3 protein-coding genes are annotated in these 2896 nt (G+C 68.8%); 1 reads left to right on the top strand and 2 read right to left on the bottom strand.

Annotation, left to right across the window (positions count from 1 at the left end):
• Nucleotides 1–270 precede the first annotated feature (270 nt).
• A complete protein-coding gene (locus ACWD3C_RS48205) occupies nucleotides 271–1482 on the bottom strand; it encodes an IS4 family transposase (protein WP_451155127.1) in 1212 nt (403 codons plus the stop codon).
• A gap of 108 nt (nucleotides 1483–1590) precedes the next feature.
• On the opposite strand from ACWD3C_RS48205, the gene ACWD3C_RS48210 reads away from it, so the two are divergent.
• Nucleotides 1591–1971, top strand: coding sequence for a transposase (locus ACWD3C_RS48210; RefSeq protein ID WP_451155129.1), 381 nt, complete (start codon nucleotides 1591–1593; stop codon nucleotides 1969–1971).
• 173 nt (nucleotides 1972–2144) lie between these two features.
• On the opposite strand, the gene ACWD3C_RS48215 is transcribed toward ACWD3C_RS48210, so the two are convergent.
• Nucleotides 2145–2792 (bottom strand): inositol monophosphatase family protein, encoded by a 648-nt coding sequence (locus ACWD3C_RS48215; RefSeq protein WP_451155131.1) that lies wholly within the window; start codon nucleotides 2790–2792, stop codon nucleotides 2145–2147.
• Between the last annotated feature and the right edge of the window lie 104 nt (nucleotides 2793–2896).

The raw sequence follows: 2896 nt of genomic DNA on the forward strand, positions 1-2896 counted from the left end.
CGCACGGGCAGACCCACGACCGACTCCGCCAGTCATCACGACGCCCACCAACTCGGCGCCAAAGCACGGCAGTTGGAATTAACCACCAAGATCGCGCAGGGTCGCTGTTCGGGCGGGAAGAGCTGGAGGGTGACGGTGTGGACGACGCGGCCGGTGGCTGGCTCGTCGGGCCGCAGTACGCGGTAGCCGGTGCCGCTGCGCTTGGTGGCGCGGGGTGCGGCGCGTCCGGGGCGGAGCTTGACGGCCTCGCGGACCAGGTCGGCCTGGACGTCACGGACCTTGGCGGCCAGCTGCCGAGGGGGGAAAGTCCGCGCCGATGGAGCGTCGGGCGGCGGCGAGGGTCTGTTTGAAGCTGATGTGCGCCACGGGCAAGCCCGCCGACTCGGCGGCGTCCGCGGCCAGATGCGCGACGGCCTGGTAGACGCACAGCATGGCCCACAGCTCCTGCTCGACCATGGCAGGGCTGGTCGAGCGCAGGGTGGCGGTTCTCCCGCCGCGCTGCTCGATCTTGATGTGCCGGTAGATCGTTTCGCTGGTCCACCTCGCGGCGTACAGCTCCGCCAGCTCCATCGCGGGCGCCGCCGCGGGGTCGAGCAGCGTGGTGATCAGGCAGAACAGCTCCGATACGGTCTCCTGGCCGCCGTCTTCGCCCGCGGCGGCGGTGGTCACTGTGTACTCCACCACCCGCACCGTGATGCGCGACCGGCCCGGGCCGGAGAGGTGCGAGAGGTAGGTACCGTCAGCCAGCACCCGGTCCACCGGCAGGGTGAAGGAGGCCGAGACGCGCCACAGCAGCTCGGCGCCGCTTGCCGCCGCGTCCCGCCACAGCCGGAAGGCGGGAAAGCCACGGTCGGCCATCACCAGCATCCCGGAGTGCAGATGCACCAGCAGGCGGCGGGCCAGGGTGCGTTCGCCGACGGCGAAGGAGTCGAACACGGCGCCGATCACCGCCTTGGTGCCGCACTCCACCAGCGCCAGCAGCCGCACCTGCGGGAAGGGGTGGAGCTTGGAGCCATTCGACCCGCGGCTGTAGGCGACGGCGTTGGCGTCACTGTCCGGGACGTCGTACAAGGTGCCGTCCATCGAGGCCAGGCGCAGGCCGCGCCAGAACGTGCCCGGGGTGGCGGGCGTGCCGCGCACCCCGGCGACGCGGTCGAACAGCACCCGCAGCGGGGCCTGGCCCAAGCGCTGCCGGGCCCGGGTGAGCGAGTCGGTGCCGGCCGGACGCCAGTCCTCCCCGCCCCTGCGCGGCCAATGCTCCACCAACTCCCGCAGCACCAGGCCGTATCCGGACCCGGTGAACAGCCACATCGTCAGCGCGAAGTACACCATCAGCCGGGCGGGCAGCGCGCGGGTGCGCTCCTCGCGGGCCCCGGCCTCGTCGATAGCGAAGTCGACCAGCTCGGGTGTGAAGGTCCGCGACAGCACTCCCATCCGGACGCGCTCCGGGTAGCTCTCACCGGCGATGTGATGACGTGTCACGAGCAGAAGAGAGTAGCCGATCACGCTCTAACCCAGCGACGTTGCCCCTCCGGTAGGGAGCTTCCAGGCATTTCAGGCCGTGCGCGTTGGCGACAGATGCGGCAAAGCATGCTGAAACAGCCAGCGCGAATCAACATAACTATGCGCCGCAAGCACGGCGAGCTGGCCGAGGCGCTCACGGGGAACTTCACCGACCACTACGGCTTCATGGTCCGCGTTCTGATCCGCGCGATCCGTGACGCGAGCGCGCGCATCGCGCTGCTGGAGGAGGAAATCAAACGGCAGATCGCCCCGTTTCGCCGCCAGGTCGAACAGCTGATCACGATTCCCGGGATCAGCACCACGGTGGCCCACGTGGTGATCGCGGAGATGGGCGTCGCTTCCCCACCGCTGGCCGCCTGGTCCGGGCTCGCCCCCGGCAACCACGAGTCCGCCGGGAAACGCAAACGCGCACCGACCCGGCACGGCAACGTGTGGCTCAAGGGCTGACTCGGCGTCGCGATCAAGGAGATCCGTCACGCCCTGTAGCCGACAGGCGGAACTCTGACGACCGCTGCCCGCTCAAGATCGAAGACCCCTTTACGCAGAGGCTGAGCCTCGGCGTTGTGTCGCGTTACGACGAGCCATCGTGTTCCTTTTCCAGCTTCCCGCCATGACGGATATCACAGAGTGCTGAGCAGTTTCACCGCCTTCGCGTGCAGCCCGGGATGTCCTGCGGCGACGGTCCGCCCTGGTGAGTCCAGCGTGAGTTCGGCGCCCGACCACTGCGTCATCATCCCGCCCGCACCGCCGATAACGGCGGCGGGGGCGAAGATGTCGTACGTCTTCAGGCCGCTGTCGACGGCTAGGTCCGTGCGGCCGCTCGCGAGCAGCCCGTAGGCGAACGAGCTGGCCCCGTACAGGACGTACTGGGTCTCGTCCCGGACCCGCGCAAGTGCCGCGCGTTCGTCGGGCCGGAAGAAATCCGGGTTGGAGCAAGTCACCAGCGCAGCGGTGACGTCAGCACACTCCCGGGTGCGGACTGACACGCCGTTGCACCGGGCGAAGCGCCCGTTCACTCCGACCCATCGGTCGCCGGTGACGGGATAGTCGAGAACCCCGATCCAGGGCCGCCCGGACCGACTGACGCCGATCAGGGTTCCATACACGGGGATACCGGCGATGAAGGGGGCCGTGCCGTCGACCGGGTCCAGGACCCAGGTGATATCCGCATCGAGATCCCGGGATCCGAACTCCTCCCCAAGGATGCCGTGTCGCGGCCAGGCCTCGCTGATCAGCTCGCGCAGCCGCGTCTCGATGGCACGGTCCAGTTCAGTGACGTACTGAGGTTGAACTCGCTATGGCGGGTGGGGATCTGACGTTTCATGATTGTTGCGGTATGCCGGAGGTATGCGGTATGCGCAGGGCGGTGGGC

It is taken from the genome of Streptomyces sp. NPDC002845, assembly GCF_053591955.1.

Bases quoted from the DNA above. Each gene is read 5' to 3' on its own strand.
- ACWD3C_RS48210 (WP_451155129.1), top strand. From the start codon at position 1,591: ATGCTGAAACAGCCAGCGCGAATCAACATAACTATGCGCCGCAAGCAC.